A 22549-nucleotide genomic window follows, 5' to 3' on the forward strand; every position below is an offset into this window, starting at 1 on the left:
GTGCCACCAGGGACCGGAGTGCTCAGCTCCGTTCCCGCACCACGAACTCGCACCACACGCACTTGCCGCTGCCCCGCGCCTCCACGCCCCACACGTCGGTGAGCAGGTCGACCAGGAGCAGGCCCCGCCCCGAGACCCCCGACTCCCCCGCCTCTCGGCGGCGCGGCAGGGCGCTGGAGGAGTCCTCGACCTCGACACGGAGGCGGCGGTCGGAGCCGGCCAGGACCCGCAGGGTGACGATGGCGGAGCCCTCGGTGTGCATGAGGGCGTTGGTGACCAGCTCGTCGGCGACCAGCTCGATCTCGTCGGCCCGGTCCCGGGCGCCCCAGGCCCGGACCGCCGCGCGGATCATGTGCCGGGCCTCGGCCAGCGCCTCCGGATCGCCCGAGGCGACGTGCTGCTGGAGGCGGCCGCCTGACTGCGGGGCGTCCAGACCCCGGCGGCGCAGCAGGAGCAGGGCCACGTCGTCGTCGCCGCCGCGTTCCTCGGCCACGTCGATCAGCCGGTCGGCGAGGTCGCGGACGTCCGCGGGGCCGGAGGTGATGAGGGCGGTGAGGGTCTGCATGCCGTCGTCGAGGTCGGCGCCGGGCGTCTCGACCAGGCCGTCGGTGCACAGCATCAGCGTGTTCCCGGGGTCGAGCTCGACCGTGCCGACGGGGTACTCCAGGCGCCCGAACTCGGCGGACAGACCGAGCGGCAGCCCGCCCTCGACGGGGACACGGCGGCAGCTGCCGTCGGCCTGCCGTACGAGGGGGTCGATATGCCCGGCCCGGACGACCTGGACGACTCCGGTGGCGAGGTCGGCCTCGGCGTACAGGCAGGTCGCGAAGCGGTCGGTGTCCAGTTCGTGCAGGAAGACGGAGGCGCGGGCCATCACGGCGGCGGGGGTGTGCCCCTCGGCGGCGTAGGCGCGCAGAACGATCCGCAGCTGGCCCATGACCGCGGCGGCGTGGGTGTCGTGGCCCTGGACGTCGCCGATGACGGCGCCGACCCGGCCGCCGGGCAGCGGGATGAGGTCGTACCAGTCGCCGCCGATGTCCCGGCCGAAGGCGGCCGAGCGGTAGCGGACGGCGACGTCGGCGCCGCGCACGCTGGGGATGGTGCGCGGCAGCATGGCCTGCTGGAGCCCGCTGGCGAGGTCTTTCTCCTGCTCGTAGAACATGGCCCGTTGCAGGCTCTGCGCGATGCTGGAGCCCAGCGCGACGAGGACGTTGCGGTCCTCGGGCGAGAAGCCGCGCCGGTCGCTGTAGAGCAGTCCCATGGCACCGATGGGCCGGGCCTGGGCGATCAGCGGGAGGTAGGCGGCCGAGGTGATGCTCAGGTCGGTGATGTGCGGCCACAGCAGCGGATAGCTCTCGGCGAACTCCTGCGGCGACTCGATGAAGCGCGGGGTCAGGGTGCGCACGACCTCGCTCATCGGGTACGGCTCGTCGATGCGGGTGACGTCGGTGCCCGGGACGAAGCTGCCCGCGGGGCCCTCCGCGACCAGCCGGATCCGGCCGGCCTCGACCAGCCCCATGACCAGGCTGGTGGCGCCGAGGTGGGTGAGGCCGTGGGTGTCCTTGAGGACGTCGATCACGTCGTCGACGGTGCGGGCGTACGCGAGGGCCGCCGTGGTCAGCTGGACGACGTTGGTCTGCTCCTGCCGGGCCTCGTCCCGGCTGGCCTGTCTGCGGCGGTCCTCGATGTCCTGGATCTCCTGGGTGGCGTCACGGACGATGCCGACGATGCGGCGCGGGCGGCCCGTCTCGTCGCGCCGGATGTAGCCCTGGGTGTGGGTCCAGCGCAGTGAACCGTTGCGGCAGCGGATGCGGAAGTAGGTGCCGTAGTTCTCGCTGCCGTCCTTCATGGCCTGGGAGACCAGCGCGTCGAGCCGGTAGGCCTCCGGGGACGGGACCCGGATCGCGAGGGTCTCGGGGTGGCCGTCGTATTCGTCGGGGCGCAGGTCGAAGACCTCGTGAGCCTGGGCATCCATGTGGAACAGACCGGTGTCCAGGTCCCAGTCGAAGCTGCCCATGCGGTTGAGCGCCAGGATCGGGTCCGGGTGGGCGGGCCAGTCGTCCGGGAGTGACAGGGCGCTCGCTCCCCGATCAACCATGGGCCCACCTTGCCAGGGTTTGTCTGATTCTTCGACTGGTAGGGACCGACGCGTGGAGGTCAGCCGCCGAATACGCCGGTGGGGCTGTCGAAGATGCTGTCGGTCGCCGGCGGCTCGTCGGGACTGTCGGGGATCAGGCCGCCGCCGTCGGGGACGTCGGGGGCGTCCGGGACGGTCTCCGGACCGACCTCCTCCTCCGTGACCGACGGGTCCTCGACCGTGGGCCCGTCGGGCACGGTCGCGGTCGGAGGTGTCGCCGTGACCGTGGCGGCGGGGCAGGCGGGGTCCTCGGTGGTGGGAGTGCCGGTCACGGGGAGGCCCGGGGTGGTGGTGACGGTCGGGGTGACGCAGTCGGTCGCCGGACTGTCCGGCGCGGAGCTCTCCTCGCTCGGAGAGGCGCTCTCACCGGCGCTCGGGCCGACGCTCAGATCTGCGCTCGCGTCCGTACCCGGACTCGCGTCGGGCCGGCTCTCCGGCGCGCCGGACTCACTCCTGGACGGGCTCGGCGGATGCGTCGATGTCGGCGCCAACGGCTGCGGACGCGGTACGACGTGGTCGTGCCGGGTGTCGTGCCCGCAGCGCCGCTCGATCCAGGTGTTGTCGACGATGTCGATGATCGTGATGTGGGTGATCACCCGGGGCGCCGGGGCCACCACGACCGCCTCGCCGTGCCGGTAGCCGGACCACGGCCGCCCACTGGTGACCGTGCCGCCGCTCGTCGCCCGCGCCGGCGTGAGCGGGTTGCCGCAGGCACAGCGGACCCGCGGCACACCCCGGGTGTCGACGAGGACCGCGGTGCCGCTCTGGAGGACGGACTGGTAGGTGGTGGAGCCCCCGTCCCGGTAGCCGTGGTTGGTGACACGGGTGTCGGCGCGCAGCACGACCGAGGTCAGCGAGCGCAGATACGACGGGATCGAGCCCTGGGAGATGCCCTCGACCTGCGCGAAGGCCCGCCCCTTGGCCCGGTCCGCCGTGAGATGACCGATCTGCCGGTTCACGTCACAGCTGCCGGACCCGACGGTGCCGCCGTACAGGCCGGGCGTACCGCCGGAGATCGACCGCGCGCCCGACTGTGCCGGTTGCCGCGTTCGGGTGACGGGCGAGGGTGTGGCCGTCGAGGTCTGCGTCGAGTCCGTGAAGGGGTCGGGACCCGGGGCCGCGACGGGCTGGAGAAGGAGTTCTCCGCTGGAATTCGTGGTCTCGTCGCCGGAGCCGACGCAGCCGACGGCGATCAGTGCCGTCGAGAGCGCGCAGGCCGTGACGAAGGTTCCGGTGGATGGACGCACCGTGCTCTCCCGCCTCAAGCCGGGCAGTTCGTCACCATTGTCTGCTTCACTCACTTGGGTTACGCAAGCGGAGGCGCGGTACACGGAGCGTGACACAGGGTTCCGGCGCGACAATGGGCGGAGGAGCACTCGCCGTGGACTGGTTCACCGCACCCGACTACTGGCTGAGCCGGCTGGTCTTCCAGCGGGCCCTGGCCGGCGTGTACCTCGTCGCGTTCCTGACGGCGGCCCTGCAGTTCCGGGCGCTGCTCGGCGCGCGCGGCATGCTGCCCATCCCCCGCCATGTCCAGCGGATCCCGTTCAAGGCGGCACCGAGCCTGTTCCAACTGCACTACTCGGACCGCTTCTTCGCGGCCTGCGCCTGGTCGGGCTGCGCGATCTCGGCGGCACTGCTGGCCGGCCTCGACTCACAACTGCCGTTGTGGGGCGGCATGGTGCTGTGGCTGGTGCCGTGGGTGCTGTATCTGTCGATCGTCAACGTCGGCCAGACCTGGTACAGCTTCGGCTGGGAGTCCCTGCTCCTGGAGGTCGGCTTCCTCGCCGTGTTCCTCGGCAACGACGAAGTGGCCCCGCCGATCGTCGTGCTGTTCCTGCTGCGCTGGATCCTGTTCCGGGTGGAGTTCGGCGCGGGGCTGATCAAGATGCGCGGCGACGCGTGCTGGCGGAAGCTGACCTGCCTGGACTACCACCACGAGACCCAGCCGATGCCGGGCCCGCTGAGCTGGTTCTTCCACCATCTCCCCCGCCCGCTGCACCGGGCCGAGGTGGCGGCGAACCACTTCACCCAACTCGTCGTCCCCGTCCTGCTGTTCACCCCGCAGCCGATCGCCACGGCGGCCGCGTCCCTGATGATCGTCACCCAGCTGTGGCTGGTCCTGTCGGGCAACTTCTCCTGGCTGAACTGGATCACGATCGTGCTCGCGGTCTCGGCGCTGGAGCTCCCGGGCGACCCGCCTTCCCCGCCCGCCGCCCCGCTCTGGTACGAGATCGTGGTCCTGACCGTCGCCGCGCTGATCGCGTACCTCAGCTACCACCCGGTGACGAACATGATCTCCCGCCGCCAGATCATGAACCGCTCCTTCGACCCGCTCCATCTGGTCAACACCTACGGGGCGTTCGGCAGTGTCAGCCGGTTCCGGTACGAGGTGGTGGTCGAGGGCACAGCCGACGAGGTGCCGCGCGAGGACTCGGACTGGCGGGAGTACGAGTTCAAGGGCAAGCCCGGCGACCCAAGGCACTGGCCGCGTCAGTTCGCGCCGTACCATCTGCGCCTGGACTGGCTGATGTGGTTCGCAGCGCTGTCCCCGTCCTACGCCGGTCCATGGTTCGCCGCCTTCGTGGAACGGCTCCTGGAGAACGACCGCGACACCCTCAAGCTGCTGCGCCGCTCCCCCTTCCCGCCCGACGCCCCGCCCCGCTACATCCGCGCCCGCCTCTTCCGCTACCAGTACACGAGCTGGCGCGAGCTGCGGGAGACGGGCGCCTGCTGGGAGCGGACGTATGTGCGGGAGTATCTGCCGCCGACCAGGCTGGCGGGGGTGACTCAGAGGTCGTAGACCCTGGTGGCGGTCGTCCCGAAGATCCGCCGGTCATGGGAGCCGACCAGTTCCTCCGCCGCGTCCAGGACTTGGGCGTACGTCGCCGCCAGGCCGCACACCGGCCAGTCCGAGCCGAACATCAGACGGTCCGGGCCGAAGGCGTCCAGGACGACGTCGGCGTACGGGCGCAGGTCGTCGACGGTCCAGCCGGCGGGGTCGGCCTCGGTGACCATGCCGGAGAGCTTGCAGACCGTGTTGGGGTGCGCGGCGAGGGCGCGGAGGCCGGCGGCCCACGGTTCGAGGGTGCCGGAGGCGATGGGGGGCTTGCCCACGTGGTCCAGGACGAAGGTGAGCTGGGGCAGGGCGGCGGCCGCCTCGACGCAGGCGGGCAGTTGGCGGGGCAGGACGAGGAGGTCGTAGACGAGGCCCGCCGCGGCCACGGCGGCGAGACCTCGGCGTACGTCCGCCCGCAGCAACCACTCCGGGTCGGGCTCGCCCTGGACCTGGTGGCGGATGCCCTTGAGGTACCGGCCGCCGGGGAGTTCCCCGAGGCGGGCCAGTTCGTCGGCGATGTCGGGACGGGTGAGATCGGTCCAGCCGACGACCCCGGCGATCAGGTCGTGTTCGGCGGCCAGCGCCAGGAACTCCGGGGTCTCCTCGGCGACGGTGATCGTCTGGACGAGGACCGTCCGGTCCACGCCGGCTGCCGCTGCCTCGGGGGCCAGGTCCGCGACGGTGAAGTCCCGCCGGATCGGGCTGTCCTCGGCGATCCAGTCCTGGTCACGCACCGACAGGTCCCAGACGTGGTGGTGCGCGTCGACCGTCACGGCAGCTCCCACACGACGGGCAGGCCGGCGGCCGAGCCCTCGTCGGAGTAGTCGTGCACGACGTCGAGGAGCTCGGCCATGCGGGCCTGCCAGGCGACGTTGACCGGCAGTTTCTCCAGTTCGGCGAGGAGCCGGCCGTAGTCCTCGCACTCCAGGACGTGGAAGAGGTCGGTGCCGCTGCGCCAGATGGTCCAGGAGGTGGCGCCGGCGGCGCGGATCGCGTCGGTGAGTTCCTTCGGGACCTCGCGGTGGGCCGCGTCGTACTCGGCGATGCGGTCGGCGCGGACCTTGGTGTGCAGGGCGACTCTCATGACGGCTCCTCCACCGGCAGGAATCCGGTGTCCCTGAGCTCCTGCCAGAACTCCGGTGGCACCGCGGTCTCGAACTGGTCCGCACAGTCGTGGACTTCGGCGGCCGAGCGGGCGCCGACGAGGACGCTGGTCACCGCCGGGTGGGCCGCGCAGAAGGCCAGGGCCGCGGCCCGCAGGGTGGTGCCGTGACGCTCGGCGACGGACTTCAGGCGCAGGGCCCGGTCCAGCAACTCGGGCGGTGCGCCGGCGTAGTCGTACGTCGCTCCCGGGCGCGGGTCGGCCAGCAGGCCGGAGTTGAAGGCGCCGCCGACGACGACGGAGGTGCCGCGCGCCACGGCCGCGGGCAGCAGGTCGGTCAGCGCGCTCTGGTCCAGCAGTGTGTAGCGGCCCGCGCACAGCACCACGTCCACGTCGGTGTCGCGCACGAAGCGGGTGAGCATCGCCGTCTGGTTCATGCCCGCGCCGATCGCACCGACCACGCCCTCCGCGCGGAGCTTCTCCAGGGCCGGGTAGCCCTCCCGGAAGGCCGCTTCGGCGTGGTCGTCGGGGTCGTGGAGGTAGACCACGTCGACGCGGTCGAGGCCGAGCCGTTCCAGACTGGCGTCCAGGGTGCGTCGGATGCCGTCCTCGGTGAAGTCCCAGACGCGGCGGTGTGTGGCGGGGACCGCGAAGCCGTCCGCGAGGTCGTCACCGCCGCCGGCCCACGGTTCCAGGCGGCGGCCGACCTTCGTCGAGATCGTGTACTCCTCGCGCGGGTGCTCGCGCAGGGCCGCGCCGAGGCGGCGTTCGGAGAGGCCGATGCCGTAGTGGGGTGCGGTGTCGTAGTAGCGGATGCCTCGCTGCCAGGCGGCGGACACGGCCTCGTACGCCTGCTCGTCGGTGACCTCGGCGAAGAGGTTGCCGATGCCGGCGGCCCCGAAGCCCAGGCCGCCCGGGGTCCTGGGGGCCCTCCTCACTGGCCCGCCGGGCGCAGTCGCAGGCCGTGCATGCCGCCGTCGACCGCGAGGGAGGTGCCGGTGGTCGCGCCGGACAGCGGGCTCGCCAGATAGGCGATGGCGCCCGCGACCTCGTCCGCCGAGACGAGACGGCCGCTGGGCTGACGGGCCTCCAGGGCGGCGCGCTCGGCGGCCGGGTCGGGGGCCTTGTCGAGGAGGCGGCCGATCCAGGGCGTGTCGGCGGTGCCGGGGTTGACGCAGTTGACGCGGATGCCCTCGCGGACGTGGTCGGCGGCCATCGCGAGGGTGAGGGAGTGCACGGCGCCCTTGGTCGCGCTGTAGAGGGCGCGTTGCGGAAGGCCCGCGGTGGCGGCGATGGAGCAGGTGTTGACGATGGCCGCATGCGTGGACCGGCGCAGGTGGGGCAGGGCGGCACGGGCGGCGCGGACCATGCCGACGACGTTGACGTCCAGGACGCGGTGCCACTCGGCGTCGTCGTTGTCCTCGACGGTGCCCTGGGCGCCGATACCCGCGTTGTTGACCAGTATGTCGAGGCCGCCGAGCTCCGCGACGGCGGCGGCGACCGCCTCGCGCACCGAGGCGTCGTCGGTGACGTCGGCCTTGAAGCCGAGCAGCGGCTCCGCCACCGAGGAGGGGTTCAGGTCGAGGACGGCGACCCGGGCGCCGCGTGCGGCCAGGAGTTCGGCGGTGGACCGGCCGATGCCGGAGGCGCCGCCGGTCACCAGGGCTTTCAGCCCCTCGAAGTCACTCATGCCGCATGCCCCTTCTTGCCCGAGGTCTCGAGGTCGGCGGCCCAGAAGGCGCCGTCCGGGAATGTGTACCGCGCGATCGACTCGGCCTTCATGGCGGCCGAGAAGCCCGGTGCGGTGGGTGTCATGTAGTGGCCCTCCCTGATCACCACCGGGTCGAGGAAGTGGTCGTGCAGATGGTCGACGTACTCGATGACCCGGTCCTCGGTGGTACCGGTGACCGCCACGTAGTCGAACATCGACAGGTGCTGGACAAGTTCGCACAGACCGACGCCGCCCGCGTGGGGGCACACCGGTACGCCGAACTTGGCGGCGAGCAGCAGGATCGCGAGGTTCTCGTGGACACCGCCGACGCGGGCCGCGTCGATCTGGACGATGTCGAGGGCGCCGGCCTGGAGGAGCTGCTTGAAGACGACGCGGTTCTGGACGTGCTCGCCGGTGGCCACCTTCACCGGGGCGACGGCCTGGCGGATCGCCGCGTGGCCGAGGATGTCGTCGGGGCTGGTGGGCTCCTCGATCCAGTAGGGGTCGAACTCGGCAAGCGCCTTGGTCCAGCGGATCGCGTCGTCGACGTCCCAGCGCTGGTTGGCGTCGATGGCGATACGGACGTCGGGTCCGACGACCTGGCGGGCGACACGGCAGCGCCGTACGTCGTCGTCGAGGTCCGCGCCGACCTTCAGCTTGATCTGCCGGAAGCCGTCGGCCACGGCCTGGGTGGCGAGCCGGGTGAGCTTCTCGTCGCCGTAGCCGAGCCAGCCGGGGGAGGTCGTGTAGGCGGGATAGCCGCGCTCCAGCAGCCTGGCCGTGCGCTCCTCGGCGCCCTCCCTGCCCTTGCGGAGGATCTCCAGCGCCTCTTGAGGGGTGAGGACGTCCGTGAGGTAGCGGAAGTCGATCTGGGCGACCAGCCACTCGGGGTCGGCGTCGGCGAGCAGTCGCCACAGCGGCTTGTCGGCGCGCTTGGCGGCCAGGTCCCACACGGCGTTCATGACGGCGCCGATCGCCATGTGCATCACGCCCTTCTCGGGGCCGAGCCAGCGCAGCTGGCTGTCGCCGATCAGGTCGCGGTTGAGGGTCCCCGGGTCGGCGCAGAGCTCCTCGACGTCCCGGCCGATCACGTGGTGCCTGAGCGCGTGGACGGCGGCCACCTGGACCTCGTTGCCCCGCCCGATGGTGAAGCTGAAACCGTGCCCCTCGTGCCCGTCGGTCCCGTCGGTGCGCAGGACGACGTACGCGGCCGAGTAGTCGGGGTCCGGGTTCATCGCGTCGGAGCCGTCGAGCTCGCGCGAGGTCGGGAAACGGATGTCATGGGTGTCGAGCGCGATGATGCGAACAGGGGGGCCGGGGGTCGGTGACACTGAGGGCCTCTCGGTCGGGGTCGTGGGAACAGGCAGGTCAGTCCTGGGCGCGGCCGGTCGTCACCCGGGCGATGATCAGGGCGAGCAGGATGATTCCGCCGTAGATGGCCTGGATCCAGAAGGACGGCACCTGGGCCAGGGTGAGCAGGTTCTGGACGACGCCGAGGAGGAGTACGCCGGTCAGGGCGCCGAACATGGTGCCCTTGCCGCCGTCGAGGCTGATGCCGCCGATCACCGCGGCCGCGAAGACGGTGAAGATCATGTTGTTGCCCTGGTTGGCGCTGATCGCGCCCACGTACCCGGTCTGCATGATCCCGCCGACCGCGGCCAGCGTGCCCGCGACCACGAACACGCCGAGCATCACGCGTTCGACGCGGATACCGGCGGCGCGGGCCGCGTCGGCGTTGCCGCCGATGGCGTACAGGGCGCGGCCGATGCGGTGGTACTTCAGGACGAGTCCGGCGACCGCGAAGGCGATCGCCGCGACCCACACGGACATCGGGACGGTCAGGAAGGTGGTGGTCGCCAGGGAGTAGAAGCTGTCGGGCATCCCGAACAGCGTCTTGCCCTTGGTCGCGCCGACCAGCAGTCCGCGCAGCACGATCAGCATCGCGAGCGTCACGATGAACGCGTTGAGCTTGAACTTGACGACGAGGATGCCGTTGAAGGCGCCGACGGCGGCCCCCACCAGGAGCACCGCGAACAGGGCGAGCGCGGCCGGGAGTTCGGTGCCCCAGCCGGACTGGGCGGCCGGCAGCACCAGCAACGCGCCCACGGCGGGCGCGATACCGACGACGGACTCCAGGGACAGGTCGAACTTGCCGGTGATCAGCACCAGCGACTCGGCCAGCACGACCATGGCGAGTGCGGCGGAGGCGCCGAGGATCGAGATCAGGTTGCGTTCGGTGAGGAACGAGTCGTTGACGATCGTGCCCAGCACCATGAGCACCAACAGGGCGGGCACGAGAGCCAGTTCGCGGGCTCGGCGGAGCAGGACCGTACGGGCCACCCGCGCCTCGGGTACGCGCGGCAGCTTCACCGGCGGCGCCTTGGTGTCAGCCATGTTGGTCCACTCCTTCTATGGAGGCGATCAGCTCGTGGTCGCGCCAGCCCGCCGGGTGCTCGGCGACCACGCGGCCGTGGAAGAGGACGAGGACGCGGTCGCAGCGGCGCAGGTCGTCGAGTTCGTCGGAGACGACGAGTACCGCGGTGCCGTCCTCGCGGGCGGTGTCCACGCGGGCCAGGAGGGATTCCTTGGACTTCACGTCGACGCCCGCGGTGGGGTTGATGAGCACCAGCAGGCGGGGGTCGGAGGCCAGGGCGCGGGCCATGACGACCTTCTGCGCGTTGCCGCCGGACAGGTCGGACACCGGCTGGTCGGGGCCCTCGGTGTGGATGTCGAGACGCTCGATCAGCTCGGTGGCGAAGCCGCGCTTGCGGTCGCTGCCGACGAAGCCGAAGCGGCCGAGCCGGTCCAGGACGGTCATGGTGGCGTTGTCGCCGATGGTCATGCCGAACACCAGGCCCTGGCCGTGCCGGTCGCGCGGGACGCAGCCGACGCCGGCTTCCAGAGATCGGTGCACGTCCCCGAACGGCAGCTGCTCGCCGTCGAGTCGGGCTGTGCCGCCGGTGGGCGTGTGCAGTCCCGTGAACGACTCGGCGAGCTCGGTCTTGCCGCTGCCGCTGATGCCGGCGAGCCCGACGACCTCGCCGCGGCGGACGCTCAGGTCGACGTCCCGGTAGGCGGCCGAGGTGAGGCCGCGCGCTTCCAGGACGACGGGTGCGGTGGGGTCGACGTCCCTCACCGCCACGGTCTGCTCGGCGATGGTCTCTCCGGCCATGGCCTCGACGAGGGCCGCGCGGGGCATGTGGGCCACGGGTGCCGTGGTGATCCAGCGGGCGTCCCGCAGGACCGTGACGGTCTGGCAGACCTCGTAGACCTCCTGGAGATGGTGGGAGATGAAGAGGAACGTGACGCCGTTCTCCTGCAGGGCCCGCATCCGGGCGAAGAGCCGCTCGATCTCCCGCTTGTCGAGCTGGGCGGTCGGTTCGTCGAGGACGATGAAGCGTGCTCCGAAGCTCAACGCCCGGGCGATCTCCACCATTTGGCGGTCCTCGACCTTGAGGTCGGCGGTGCGTGCCTCCGGGTCGACGCGCACGTCCCAGGTGTCGAGGAGTGCCGCGGCCTCTTCCCTGAGGCGGCGCCAGCTGATGAAACGGCCTTTGAGTGGCTGCCGGTTGATGAACAGGTTCTCGGCGACGGTGAGTTCGGGGACGACGGTCGGCTTCTGGTAGACGCAGGCGACCTTGCGGCGCCAGGCGTCCCGGTCGGCGAGCGCGGGTGCGGGCTCGCCGTCGAAGCGGACCTCGCCCTCGTCGGGCGCCTGGAGGCCGGTGAGCACGGTGACCAGGGTCGACTTGCCGGCGCCGTTGCGGCCGACGAGGGCGTGGGACTCGCCGGGCAGGACGGTGAGCCTGCCGTCGGCGAGCGCGGTGGTGGGGCCGTAGCGCTTGACGATGCCGCGGGCCTCGACGAGGGGGGTGCCGGCTTGGCTGCTCATCCGACCGTGTTGCCCCACAGCTCGGGGTCGTCGACATTCTCCTTGGTGACCAGCGGGGCGGGCAGCTGGTCCTCGAGGATGCCGCTGGGCAGCTTGACGATGGTGGAGTCGTGGTCCGTCGGGCCGGGCTGGAACGTCTTCCCCTGCATCGCCGCCTTGATGTAGTACATGCCGTACTTGGCGTACAGGTCGGCGGGCTGGGAGACGGTGGCGTCGATCTCGCCCTTGCGGATGGCGTCGTACTCCTGCGGGATGCCGTCGTTGGAGACGATCGTGATGTGGCGGGATTGCCCGGCCTTCTTCAGCATCCCCTTCGACTTCAGGGTCTGCAGGGTCGGCGCGAGGTAGACGCCGCCGGCCTGCATGTAGATGCCCTTGATGTCGGGGTTGGCGTTGAGGAGGGTGTCCAGCTTGGAGGCCGCGGTGTCGGACTCCCACTTGGCGGGGATCTCCAGCACCTTCAGCTCGGGAAAGTTCTTCTTCACACAGGCGCGGAACGCCTCCGAGCGGTCCCGGCCGTTGACCGAGGCGAGGTCACCCATGATCTGCACGACCTTGCCGGAGGGGATCTGCTTGCCGAGGTAGTCGCAGGCCTTCTCGCCGTAGGCGACGTTGTTCGCGCGGACGACCATGGCGACCTTGCCCTTGTCGGGCGCGACGTCGACGGCGACCACGGGGACGCCCTTGCGTTCGGCCTGGTCGAGGCCGGCCTCGATGGCGGCGCTGTCCAGCGGGGCGACGACCAGGCCCTCGACACCCTGGTTGAGCTGGTTGTTGATGTCGGTGATCTGCTGCGAGGGGTCGCTGTTGGAGTTGACGGTCTTCAGCGCGTCCACGTCCTCGGACTTCGCCATCTTCGGGACGTAGTCGTTGTACGACTGCCAGAACGGCGAGGTGAGCAGGGGCAGGATCACCCCGACCTTGCCGGTGCCGTCCCCTTTCCCGCCGCCGGCCGAGTCGGCGTTGTCCTTGGTGCTCCCGCACGCGCCGAGCACGAGCGAGGCGACCGCGGCCGCTGCCACCGCGCCGACCATCCGGGACCTGTTCCGCTTTCGCACTGTCCTGCAGGGCATCTCACGGCTCCTCGTTGAGCGTGTTCGAGCAGATGACCGCATACTTATCAGACCACTCAGCCGAAAGAACACCCTCCGACGGCGAGTTTTCCGGAGTTTGGGCCGTAGTGGTCGGACCACATCCGTGGCTAGACTTCCGCCACCTGGTGAGTGGAGGAATGGCGTGGCCGACGAGACCGCCCCGCAGAAGGGCACCGTGACCCAGCGCGCCATCGACCAGATCAAGGCGATGATCGGCGAGGGACGCCTGGAGCCGGGGCAGCGACTGCCCACCGAGCGGGATCTCGCGGTCCAGCTCGGCATCTCCCGCAGCTCGATGCGCGAGGCGATCCGCGCGCTCACGGTGCTGGGGGTGCTCGAGGCGCGGCACGGGTCGGGCATCTACGTCACACAGCTGGAGGCCGGCGATCTGCTGGAGACGTTCGGCGTGGTCGCCGATCTGTCCCGGGGGCCGCGTCTGGTGGAACTCCTCGAGGTGCGCCGCATCCTGGAGTCGACGGCGACGGCACTGGCGGCGGCGCGGATCACGCCGGACCAGCTGGCCGAGGTCGAGAAGCATCTGACCGCGATGAACACCACGGAGGACCCCGAGGAGATCCTCGCCCACGACATCGCCTTCCACCGCGAGATCGCGACGGCCGCGGGCAACGAGACCATGGCGGCGATTCTGGACGGCCTCTCGTCTCGCACCTTCCGCGCCCGCGTGTGGCGCGGCTACCAGGAGGAGGGCGCGTTCGCGCGGACGCGGCGCGAGCACGCGGCGATCCACCGGGCGCTGCTGGCGCGTGATCCGGAGGCGGCGCGGGCCGCGGCGGCTGCGCATGTGGGGGAAGTGGAACAGTGGCTCAAGAGCCAGCTCGGGACCTAGCCGGGGAGCGTCCGTACCTGCGCCTCCGGCAGCTTGCTCCACCAGTGGCCGTAGCGGCTGTAGACGTTCGGCTCCCGGTCGGCCAGTAGCGCGCCGAGCGAACGGGCCTCCTCGGCCAGGCCCTCCCATGCCGCACGCGGCAGGTCGTGGAAGGCCGTCGCCTCGATGCCGCCCTCGACCGGCCGCCACACCCCGGCCACGTAGCCGTCGACCAGCAGTGTCGGCAGTACGTCGCCGTTGGTGCGGGTCACCAGGCGGCGGTAGCCGGGCGGGATCACCCGACTGCGGTCGTGATGGGCGAGCAGGGTGCTGTCCCACATCGCCATCAGGCGGGGCGGGGCCGGGGTGTCGGCGGGTGGACGCGGGCCGCCGGGGACGTCGTACACCTTCGTGCCCTCCGGACCCTCCAGTTCCTCCACCGCCTCGCCCAGCGCGCGCAGCGCCGTCCGGACCCGCGCCCGCTGCACCGTGGCGAACTGCGCCACGTCCGCGACCGAGGCGGGCCCGAAGCCTTCCAGGTATCGCAGGGTGAGGGCCTGCAACGCCTTCTCCTGCGGCGCCGGTTCGCCGGTGAAGCGTCCCTCGGCGGCCGCGACGTACGCCGGCGCGTACTCGAAGGACCACGGCCCGCCCGTCGGCACATGCACCAGCGGCGCGTACGACCGCAGCCCCCACCACGCCCCGTCCTTCTTCTCCGCGCCCACCCGTTCCGCGAGCCACGCCGTCATGTCGCCGTTCGACCGGGGCAGCCCGGCGAACTCCAGCAGCCCCGGCTCCAGTTCGGCCGCGTCCGCCGGTGTGAGCCCGGCGGCGGCGAAGCGGTGGCCGAACCGGGAGGCGTACAGCGTCGGCCGCATCGCCTCCCGGACCATCCGGTAGTCGTCGCGGTGGACGGCGTGCAGGGTGATCCGGAGCAGGGTCGCCTTGACGAGAGTGCGGTCGGCGAAGGCGGCGTCCAGGTCGGCCGGTGCGAAGCCGTCGATCCGGTTCCACAGCGCGAGATACGGCGACGCCGGCTGTTGCGCCTGGAGCGCCAGAAGCCGCCGGACCGCTTCGGCGACCCCCGACGGCTCCCGGCGCAACAGCAGCTGACGGGCGAGCGTGGCCCGGTTGAGTTCCCGCGCGGTGATCGTCACGTCCCGGATTGTGCCCTCTGGAACCGGAGCGTCACCAGCTCGAACGGACGCAGCCGCAGCGCCACCCGCCTGCCGTCACGCTCCACCGCTTCGTCGGCCAGCGGCCGCTCCAGCAGATCCGTGGCCGCGACGTCCACGACCTCGAAGCCCGCCGTGAGCGTCGCCCTGGCCCGGCCCCCGTGCGCCTCGTGCAGCCGCACCACGACGTCCCCGCTCCCGTCGTCGGCCAGCTTCACCGCTGTGATCACGACCGCGTCCTCGTCGACCGTCACCAGCGGCGCCACCGCGACGGCCCCGGTCACCCGCCGTTCCGGCAGGTTGATCCGCCACCCCTCGCGCACCGCGTCCCCGATGGACGCCCCGGGAATCAGCGCGTGCCGGAAGCGGTGGACGCCCTGGTCGGTCTCGGGGTCGGGGAAGCGGGGGGCGCGCAGCAGGGAGACGCGGACTGTCGTCGTCGTACCCCTGTCGCCCTCGGTGCGGACCGTGCGGGTCACGTCGTGGCCGTACGTCGAGTCGTTGGTGAGGGCGACGCCCCAGCCCGGTTCCTCCAGGTGGACGAAGCGGTGGTTGCAGGCCTCGAACTTGGCCGCCTCCCAGCTGGTGTTGGTGTGGGTGGGGCGGTGGAAGTGTCCGAACTGGGTCTCCGAGGCATAGCGTTCGGCGTGCACGTCCAGGGGGAAGGTCAGCTTCAGGAACTTCTCCGTCTCGTGCCAGTCCACCTCGGTGTCCAGCAGCAGCCTCCGCTGCCCGGGCGCGAGTGACAGCACCTGGGTGACGCGCGACGAGCCGAAGGACCGTACGATCCGGACGCCTTCGCCTTCGGGGGCGATCTCGTCCGCGTCGGTCAGGTCCGTCACCGTGTTGCGGTAGAACTCGTCGACGTCCCACGCGTCCCACATGTTCGGGAAGTCCGGGTGGAGTTGGAGGAGGTTGGCCGCGGCGCCCGGGGCGACGGTCTCACGGTCCGCCTCGATGTCGTACGCGGAGACGACGAGTCCCTGGGCGTCGATCTCGATCCGCAGCAGGCCGTTGTCCAGGACGAAGCCGCCCGAGGGGCGCGGGGTGAGGTGGGTGCGGCCCTCGGCGGCAGGTGTGCTCGCGCCGCCCGCGGGGACGCCGTCGCGGGTGTGTGGGGCCGAGTTGAACACCAGCTCCCGTACGCCCTCTCCGGCCAGGGCGTGTTGGGCCGCCTCGATGATCGCGGTCAGTTCCCCGGCGATCCGCTCGTACGTCCGCCGCGCCTCGCGATGGACCCAGGCGATCGACGAACCCGGCAGGATGTCGTGGAACTGGTGGAGCAGCACCGTCTTCCAGATCCGGTCCAACTCCTCGTACGGGTAAGGGACTCCGGCGCGTACGGCGCCCGTCGCCGCCCACAGCTCCGCCTCGCGCAGGAGGTGTTCGCTGCGCCGGTTGCCCTGCTTGGTCTTCGCCTGGCTGGTGAGGGTGGCGCGGTGGAGTTCGAGGTAGAGCTCGCCGACCCAGACGGGGGCGTCGGGGTATTCGGACTCGGCCTTCTCGAAGAACTCCGCGGGGGTCTCCCAGACCACGGTCGCCGAGCCTTCGAGGTCGCGCAGTCGGGCCGCCTTCGCGACCATCTCGCGTGTCGTGCCGCCTCCGCCGTCACCCCAGCCGGTCGGGGCGAGGGAGTGCCGGGCGACCCCCTTGTCCTTGAAGTTGCGGGCCGCGTGGGCGATTTCGCTGCCCTTCATGGAGCAGTTGTAGGTGTCGACGGGCGGGAAGTGCGTGAAGATCCGGGTGCCGTCGATGCCCTCCCAACGGAAGGTGTGGTGCGGGAACTTGTTCGTCTGCGACCAGGAGATCTTCTGCGTCAGAAGCCACTTGGAGCCCGCGGCCTTGATGATCTGCGGGAGTCCGGCGGCGAAGCCGAAGGTGTCCGGCAGCCACGCCTCGTCGTTCTCGATGCCGAACTCGTCGAGGAAGAACCGCTTGCCGTGCACGAACTGACGGGCCATCGCCTCCGAGCCCGGCATGTTGGTGTCCGACTCCACCCACATACCGCCGGCCGGCACGAACCGCCCGTCGGCCACCGCCTTCTTCACCCGCGCCCACACCTCGGGCCGGTGCTCCTTCACCCAGGCCCACTGCTGGGCCTGGGACATGGCGAAGACGAACTCCGGCTCGTCGTCCAGAAGGGCGGTCATGTTGGAGGTCGTACGGGCCACCTTCCGTACCGTCTCCCGCAGCGGCCACAGCCACGCCGAGTCGATGTGGGCATGGCCGACGGCGCTGATGCGGTGGGCGGAAGGTACGGCGGGTTCCGACAGCACCGTCTCCAGGCGTACCCGCGCCTGCGCGGCGGTGCCGTTCACGTCCTGGAGGTCGATCGCGTCCAGCGCCTTCTCCAGCGCCCGCACGATCTCCCAGCGGCGGGCGGAGTCCATGGGCAGCTCGTGCATCAGCTCGCCGAGCACCTCCAGGTCGAGGACGAGCTGCCACACCGTCTCGTCGAAGACGGCGAGGTCCATGCGGGTGAGTGTGTACTGGGGCTCGCTGCCCGCCGTCTCCTTGTCGCCCAACTGCGTGGGCAGGAAGGGGTGGTAGTCGAGGATGACGGGGTTGGAGGCGGCCTCGATGTGCAGTCGCACCTCCTCGCCGCCCTCGACGGGCGTGCCGATCCTGACCCACTGGTTGCGCGGGTTGAGGCCCTTCACCGGGGTGCCGTCGGGCCGGTACACCAGGCCCTCGCACTGGAATCCGGGCATGTTCTCGTCGAAGCCGAGGTCCAGCAGGGCCTCGACGGTCCGGCCGGCCCATGCCCCGGGGACGGTCCCGGTGACCCGGAACCAACTGGTCCCCCAGGGAGCACCCCACCGGGCGCCGACCTCGATCGGCTCGGGCTCGGCCGCCAACCCCTCGGCGACCGGCACGGGTTCACCGGGGGCGTTCCACACCGCCACCTCCAGCGGCACGGACTCGGGGTACACGGCGGGGCGGATGCGCTCGTCGAGGACGCGCTTGAGACGGGCCTCGACCAGACGGCGGTCGTCATGCATGCGGGGTGCTCCCAGGCTGAGGGGGGATGGTTACCAGGTGCGGGTGACGGTGGCCGGAGCCGACGACGTGTACGGCTCCCCCACGGAACGCGGTTCGAACCGTGCCGTCCGCTCACCCTGTCCGGACCGGAGGCCGTCGAGGAAGTACGCCTTCCGGCAGGTGAGGAGGGTGCGTCCGGTGGGGTTCACGAGCGGGTGCCTCCTTGTGGGGTGCGGAGTGCCTGGTCGGACGTGACGACTTCGGTGATGCCGCGCGCGGTGAGGTGATCGCCGTCCGCGGCCCGGGTGTCGAGGACCGTGGTGGGCCGTGCCCCGTCGGCGACGAGCCGGAAGAAGGCGTCGTAGACCGGCCCGCCGGGTGCGCACAGCGAGCGCCTGGACGGGTGGGCGGGGACGACGAGTGCCGTGGTGCGGGGTGCCGGGGCGGATCTGTGCCCGCCGGCCGCCTCGGCCAGCACCCTGGCGATGTCCTTGGGCCGGCGGTCGTTGGTCAGCAGGCCGAGCCCGTATTCGAGCGCGGGGAAGTCGGCGAGGTCCCGCGACACGTCGTGCGAGCACCACCAGGTGATGCCCCACAGGTCGGGGCAGTCCAGGGCGTTCGCGACGGTCGCCTCGGTGAAGGCGGCGGCGTGCTCGGACGGGACGAGGGGCGCGGGTGCGCCGACCTCCTGGAGCCAGACGGGGCGGTGCGGGTCGTCGGCCCATGCCTTGCTCAGCTCGACGAGGTACGCGGCGTGGTGCTCGGTCGGCACGGAGGCACGGCCGTGGCGCTGGGCGGTGCCGTTGAAGACCCAGGAGTGCACGGCCGTGACGGCACCCAGGCGGGCGGCCTGCGCCGGGGTGAACGGCTGGTCGTCCTGGTACCAGGTCGCGTCGTACTCGGCGTGCAGATGCAGCCTGCCGGGAGCGCCCTCCTCACAGGCGGCCAGCAGACGGACGAGCCAGGCGTCGATCTGGTCGGAGGTGGCCCGGTCCGGGTCCGGATGAGGGCCCGCAGAGAACTGGTTGACCTCGTTGCCCAGGGTCATGCCGATGAAGTTGGGCCGGTCGGCCAGAGCCGCGGCGAGCGTGCGCAGGTAGGCCGCCTGGCCCTCGACGACCTCCGGGTCGGTGAAGAGGTTGCGCCGGTGCCAGGTCCGGGTCCAGGCCGGCAGGAAGTCGAAGCTGCTCAAGTGCCCTTGCAGACCGTCCACGTTGACGTCGAGTCCCCGTTCGGCGGCGGCGTCGGCCAGCCGCACGAGGTCCGCGACGGCCCGCTCGCGGATCAGGGTGCGGTTGGGCTGGAAGTACGGCCACAGCGGGAAGACCCGGATGTGGTCCAGGCCCAGCGCGGCGATCGAGTCGAGGTCGGCGCGGACGGAGTCGAGGTCGAAGTCGAGCCAGTGGTGGAACCACCCTTCGCTGGGGGTGTAGTTGACGCCGAAGCGCACGGCAGCAGGCATGCGGTAGTCCTTGAACTCGGTGGCGAGGTCAGCCCTGTTCAGCCCTTGACCGCTCCCTCGCCGACCCCGCGGAAGAAATACCGCTGGAGGCAGGCGAAGAGGGCGATCAGCGGTGCCACGGCGATGACGGTGCCCGCGGCGACGAGGCGTTCGTCGTTGGCGAAGGTGCCGTGCAGATAGTTCAGGCCGATGGTGAGCGTGAACTTGGACGGGTCGCTCAGCACGATGAGCGGCCACAGGAAGTCGTCCCAGGCGCCCATGAAGGCGAAGATCGCGACGACCGCGAGAGTGCCCTTCACCGACGGCACGGCGATGCGCAGGAACCGCTGCCAGACGTTGGCGCCGTCGACGTAGGCCGCCTCCTCGATCTCGTACGGCAGATTGAGGAAGGCGTTGCGCATCAGCAGGACGTTCATGGCGCCGATGCAGCCCGGCAGGACCACACCGATCAGGGTGTTGTTGAGGCCGAGCTCCCGCATGGTGGTGAACTGGGCGATGATGATGCCCTCCACGGGCACGAGCATCGCCAGGATGAAGGCCAGGGTGGCGGCGCGGCGGCCCCGGTAGCGCAGCCGGGCCAGCGCGTAGCCGGCGAGGGCCGAACCGACGCAGTTGGCGGCCACGTTGGCGGTGGCGACCTTCAGCGAGTTCCACGCGTAGTCCCACACGGGGATGGTGTCGGCGACCCGCTCGTAGTTGTGCACGGTCGCGTGCTCTGGGAGGAACGTCGGCGGGGAGCTGTAGATGTCCTCGGTGGGGCCCTTCAGCGAGGTCGACAGCTGCCAGAGGAACGGGCCGACGGTCAGGGCGAGTACGGCGAGCAACAGCACGTACCGCAGGGCGAGTTCCCACCCCCGTACGCGACGGCCGTGCTCGTCGGTGACGCGGGGTTCGCTCGCCGCGGGAGCGGGACGGACCTTCTCGATGACGCTCATGACTCGTCCCTCCGGTCCGCGCGCAGCACTAGCAGCATCAGCGCGACGGTGACGACGAAGACGACGACCGAGATGGCTGAGGCATAGCCGACCCGGCCGGTCAGACCCATACCGGTGCGTTGGACGAGCATGACGAGCGTCGTGTCCTCGCCGGCCGGACCACCGCTCGGTCCCGCCATGAGATAGACCTCGGAGAACACCTTGAAGGCGGCCACCGACGACAGCGCCCCGACCAGCACCATGGTCGACCGGACGGCGGGCACCGTGACCGAGAAGAAGCGCCGCACGGCTCCCGCGCCGTCCACGGAGGCGGCCTCGTGGAGTTCACGCGGCACGTTCGCCAGCGCCGCCAGGTAAATGATCATGTAGTAGCCGAGGCCCTTCCAGACCGTGACGGCCATGGCGCTCAGCAGGAGCAGCCACTGGTCGCTGAGGAAGCCGACCCGGCCGACGCCGATGGTCTCCAGCAGGGAGTTCACCAGACCGCGCTCGTCGAGCAGCCACACCCAGATCAGTCCGACCACGACGATCGACGCGACGACCGGGGTGTAGAAGGCGGACCGGAAGAAGGTGATGCCGGGGATGTTCTTCTGCACGAGCAGCGCGAGCAGCAGGGGCAGGATCACGAGCGCGGGAACGACGCCGAGGACGTAGAGCGTGCTGTTGCGCAGTCCGATCCAGAACATGTCGTCGTGCAGCAGCTCACGGAAGTTGGCGAGTCCGACGAACTTGCCGGGGATGAGGGTGCGGCGGTCGGTGAAGGCGTTGACCAGCGTCGACACGAACGGGTACAGGATGAACGCGCCGATGATCAGCAGGCCGGGTGCGGCGAACAGCCAGGGACTGGTCGGCAGTTGGCGCCGCACCTCGCGCACCCGGGACAGAGCGGAAGCCATCGCGCGCTAGCCCTGCTGCTGGAGCAGTGTGTCGCAGGCCTTGACAGCGTTGTCGAGGGCTTCCTTCGGGCTCTCCTTGCCCTGCAGCGCCTTCGCGACCTCGTTGCGCAGCGCCGTCTTCATCTGCTCGCTGAACAGCACCGGTGTGTAATTGACGGCGCTCTTCAGCGACTTGGCGGCGGCGATCCGCACCCGTGTCTCGTCGGTGCCGTCCTCCTTGGTGAAGTACGGGTCGTCGAGCGAGCCGGCGGTGCTCGGGAAGATGGCGACCTGCTTGGCGAAGGACATCTGGTGGGCGGCGTCGGTGACGTAGTGCGCGAAGGCGACCGCGGCGGGCTTCCTCTTGGTCTGCGCGTTGACCATCACGCCCATCACGTACATGTTGACGTGGCCGGTGCTGGTGATCTGGTCGGTGATCCCGATGTTCTTGTACAGGTTGGGCGCCTGCTTCTTGAAGTTGCCGAGGTCGAGGGCGCTGCCGGGGTTCATGGCGACGGCCCCGGTGAGGAACTTCTTGCCGGAGGACTCGGGGGTGGCGGTCAGCGCCTGCGGGTCGAGGGCCTTCGCGTCGTACAACTCCTTGTACTTGGTGAGGAGTTCGACGCCCTTCGCGTCGTTGAAGGCGAAGGCGGTGCCCTCCTTGTTCATGAGCTCGACGCCGTAGCGGCCGAAGTCCTCGACGGTGGGCACGTTGGCGAGGGTGGCGACCTTGCCGTCGGTCTTGTCGGCCAGCGCGAGGGCGTCGGTGAAGAGTTCGTCGTACGTCTTCGGCGGCTGGTCGGGGTCGAGGCCCGCGTCCTCGAACAGGGCCTTGTTGTAGAAGAGCGGCCCGGTGTTGAGGTACCAGGGGAAGGCGTACGTACCGGTCGTCCCAGGTATCTGGTGGCTGGCCCAGGCCCCCTCCAGATACTCCTTCTTGTACTTCGCGGCGGCCTTGTCCAGGTCGAGTGCCAGGCCGGCCTTGGCGAGCGGGGCGACGAGGTCCGGGGAGACGTTGACGACGTCGGGCAGAGTGCCGCCGGCGGCGTCGGCGCTGATCTTGTCGGCGTATCCCTCGGCGGGCTGGTCGATCCACTTCACCTCGGTGCCGGGGTACTCCTTCTCGAAGTCGGCGATGACTCCCTCGAAGTAGTCCTTGAAATTGGCCCTGAGGTTCCAGGTCTGGAAGGTGATGTCGCCCTCGATCTTGCCGGAGGCGTCGGTCGAGGAGCCGTCGTCGCTCCCCGAGCCGCAGGCGCTCAGCGGCAGGACGAGGCAGACGGCGGCGGCGACGAGGGCTCTGCGGGAAACGGACACGGCGGAACGGCCTCCTTGTGCAGCGGGGTCGGTGCGGCGGGGTTGGCCAACGACGGAGACCTTGCACGCCGGTTCCCAGGCCCGTCAATGGAGCCGGCCGAGCTAATTTCTTTAGTTACTAATACGCATTAGGATCGTCCAGCTGAACCGCATTAGCTTGACCTCGCTGAACCGCATTAGTGCATACTGGCCGGAAATCCAC

Annotated in this window: 19 protein-coding genes; 2 read left to right on the forward strand and 17 right to left on the reverse strand. The window is 70.6% G+C overall.

The annotated features are described in order from the left end of the window. Positions 1-22: 22 nt before the first annotated feature. Positions 23-2098: a SpoIIE family protein phosphatase gene (locus tag ACWD3I_RS19715; RefSeq protein ID WP_365400706.1), complete on the reverse strand. Its 2076-nt coding sequence runs from the start codon at positions 2096-2098 to the stop codon at positions 23-25. A gap of 59 nt (positions 2099-2157) precedes the next feature. Beyond that, complete coding sequence (locus tag ACWD3I_RS19720) at positions 2158-3384, reverse strand: DUF6777 domain-containing protein (RefSeq protein WP_365400708.1); 1227 nt, start codon at positions 3382-3384, stop codon at positions 2158-2160. Between the two features lie 134 nt (positions 3385-3518). On the opposite strand from ACWD3I_RS19720, the gene ACWD3I_RS19725 reads away from it, so the two are divergent. Continuing rightward, the gene (locus tag ACWD3I_RS19725; RefSeq protein ID WP_365400711.1) at positions 3519-4940 is read left to right on the forward strand and encodes a lipase maturation factor family protein; all 1422 of its coding nucleotides are present in this window, start codon (positions 3519-3521) and stop codon (positions 4938-4940) included. On the opposite strand, the gene ACWD3I_RS19730 is transcribed toward ACWD3I_RS19725, so the two are convergent. Genes ACWD3I_RS19730 through ACWD3I_RS19765 form a run of 8 tightly spaced genes read right to left on the reverse strand, consistent with a single transcriptional unit; the run spans position 4928 to position 12754 of the window. Then, positions 4928-5749 (reverse strand): amidohydrolase family protein, encoded by an 822-nt coding sequence (locus ACWD3I_RS19730; RefSeq protein ID WP_365400714.1) that lies wholly within the window; start codon positions 5747-5749, stop codon positions 4928-4930. The two genes, ACWD3I_RS19725 and ACWD3I_RS19730, sit on opposite strands and share 13 nt — an antisense overlap. Next, positions 5746-6060, reverse strand: coding sequence for an L-rhamnose mutarotase (locus ACWD3I_RS19735; RefSeq protein ID WP_266885161.1), 315 nt, complete (start codon positions 6058-6060; stop codon positions 5746-5748). The genes ACWD3I_RS19730 and ACWD3I_RS19735 overlap by 4 nt, the downstream gene beginning before the upstream one ends. Further along, complete coding sequence (locus tag ACWD3I_RS19740) at positions 6057-7016, reverse strand: aldo/keto reductase (protein ID WP_365400718.1); 960 nt, start codon at positions 7014-7016, stop codon at positions 6057-6059. The genes ACWD3I_RS19735 and ACWD3I_RS19740 overlap by 4 nt, the downstream gene beginning before the upstream one ends. Continuing rightward, a complete protein-coding gene (locus ACWD3I_RS19745; protein WP_365400720.1) occupies positions 7013-7768 on the reverse strand; it encodes an SDR family NAD(P)-dependent oxidoreductase in 756 nt (251 codons plus the stop codon). The genes ACWD3I_RS19740 and ACWD3I_RS19745 overlap by 4 nt, the downstream gene beginning before the upstream one ends. Next, the gene (locus tag ACWD3I_RS19750) at positions 7765-9120 is read right to left on the reverse strand and encodes an L-fuconate dehydratase (protein WP_365400723.1); all 1356 of its coding nucleotides are present in this window, start codon (positions 9118-9120) and stop codon (positions 7765-7767) included. The genes ACWD3I_RS19745 and ACWD3I_RS19750 overlap by 4 nt, the downstream gene beginning before the upstream one ends. 37 nt (positions 9121-9157) lie before the next feature. Continuing rightward, complete coding sequence (locus ACWD3I_RS19755) at positions 9158-10183, reverse strand: ABC transporter permease (protein WP_365400726.1); 1026 nt, start codon at positions 10181-10183, stop codon at positions 9158-9160. Continuing rightward, complete coding sequence (locus tag ACWD3I_RS19760; protein WP_365400729.1) at positions 10176-11681, reverse strand: sugar ABC transporter ATP-binding protein; 1506 nt, start codon at positions 11679-11681, stop codon at positions 10176-10178. The genes ACWD3I_RS19755 and ACWD3I_RS19760 overlap by 8 nt, the downstream gene beginning before the upstream one ends. After that, on the reverse strand, positions 11678-12754 hold the full coding sequence (locus tag ACWD3I_RS19765) for a sugar ABC transporter substrate-binding protein (RefSeq protein ID WP_365400732.1): 1077 nt from the start codon (positions 12752-12754) through the stop codon (positions 11678-11680). The genes ACWD3I_RS19760 and ACWD3I_RS19765 overlap by 4 nt, the downstream gene beginning before the upstream one ends. 163 nt (positions 12755-12917) lie before the next feature. On the opposite strand from ACWD3I_RS19765, the gene ACWD3I_RS19770 reads away from it, so the two are divergent. Further along, positions 12918-13622 carry a FadR/GntR family transcriptional regulator gene (locus ACWD3I_RS19770; RefSeq protein WP_365400735.1) on the forward strand — a complete coding sequence of 235 codons (705 nt, stop codon included), beginning with the start codon at positions 12918-12920 and terminating at the stop codon, positions 13620-13622. On the opposite strand, the gene ACWD3I_RS19775 is transcribed toward ACWD3I_RS19770, so the two are convergent. Genes ACWD3I_RS19775 through ACWD3I_RS19805 form a run of 7 tightly spaced genes read right to left on the reverse strand, consistent with a single transcriptional unit; the run spans position 13619 to position 22347 of the window. Next, positions 13619-14758 carry a winged helix DNA-binding domain-containing protein gene (locus tag ACWD3I_RS19775; protein ID WP_365400738.1) on the reverse strand — a complete coding sequence of 380 codons (1140 nt, stop codon included), beginning with the start codon at positions 14756-14758 and terminating at the stop codon, positions 13619-13621. The genes ACWD3I_RS19770 and ACWD3I_RS19775 overlap by 4 nt on opposite strands. Beyond that, a complete protein-coding gene (locus ACWD3I_RS19780) occupies positions 14755-17778 on the reverse strand; it encodes an alpha-mannosidase (RefSeq protein ID WP_365400741.1) in 3024 nt (1007 codons plus the stop codon). The genes ACWD3I_RS19775 and ACWD3I_RS19780 overlap by 4 nt, the downstream gene beginning before the upstream one ends. Before the next feature lie 30 nt (positions 17779-17808). After that, on the reverse strand, positions 17809-17967 hold the full coding sequence (locus tag ACWD3I_RS19785) for a hypothetical protein (protein WP_365400744.1): 159 nt from the start codon (positions 17965-17967) through the stop codon (positions 17809-17811). Then, a complete protein-coding gene (locus ACWD3I_RS19790) occupies positions 17964-19220 on the reverse strand; it encodes a glycoside hydrolase 5 family protein (protein ID WP_365400747.1) in 1257 nt (418 codons plus the stop codon). Before ACWD3I_RS19790 ends, ACWD3I_RS19785 begins: the two co-directional genes overlap by 4 nt. 38 nt (positions 19221-19258) lie before the next feature. Next, positions 19259-20155 (reverse strand): carbohydrate ABC transporter permease, encoded by an 897-nt coding sequence (locus ACWD3I_RS19795; RefSeq protein ID WP_365400750.1) that lies wholly within the window; start codon positions 20153-20155, stop codon positions 19259-19261. After that, positions 20152-21051, reverse strand: coding sequence for a carbohydrate ABC transporter permease (locus ACWD3I_RS19800; protein WP_365400753.1), 900 nt, complete (start codon positions 21049-21051; stop codon positions 20152-20154). The genes ACWD3I_RS19795 and ACWD3I_RS19800 overlap by 4 nt, the downstream gene beginning before the upstream one ends. A 6-nt stretch (positions 21052-21057) precedes the next feature. Next, the gene (locus ACWD3I_RS19805; protein WP_365400756.1) at positions 21058-22347 is read right to left on the reverse strand and encodes an ABC transporter substrate-binding protein; all 1290 of its coding nucleotides are present in this window, start codon (positions 22345-22347) and stop codon (positions 21058-21060) included. Between the last annotated feature and the right edge of the window lie 202 nt (positions 22348-22549).

Source organism: Streptomyces sp. NPDC002817 (genome assembly GCF_053592055.1).